Origin of the sequence: Pseudoalteromonas aurantia, assembly GCF_005886875.1 — a bacterium.
Lineage (GTDB): Bacteria > Pseudomonadota > Gammaproteobacteria > Enterobacterales > Alteromonadaceae > Pseudoalteromonas > Pseudoalteromonas aurantia_A.
In genome coordinates this window covers 1-248 of sequence record NZ_PNBY01000184.1, presented here as the reverse complement: position 1 = coordinate 248, position 248 = coordinate 1, and the positions used below count along the sequence as shown (strand labels likewise).

1 protein-coding gene is annotated in these 248 nt (G+C 44.4%); it reads right to left on the bottom strand.

Annotation, left to right across the window (positions count from 1 at the left end):
* Nucleotides 1–248: EF-Tu/IF-2/RF-3 family GTPase (locus tag CWC18_RS20405; protein ID WP_249930161.1), on the bottom strand; the 248-nt coding region annotated here is incomplete at both ends.

Sequence of the window (248 nt, the reverse complement as noted above, 5' to 3'; positions counted from 1 at the left end):
TCTTTCGAAAGTACGTATACTTCTGAAGTGAACTTCGTGTGTGGAGTGATTGAACCAGGCTTCGCTAGTACTTGACCACGTTCAACGTCTTCACGCTTAGTACCACGTAAAAGTGCACCAATGTTCTCACCCGCACGACCTTCGTCTAGAAGCTTACGGAACATCTCAACACCTGTACAAGTTGTCTTCGTCGTTTCTTTCATACCTACGATTTCAACTTCGTCGTTTACGTTTACAATACCAGCTTC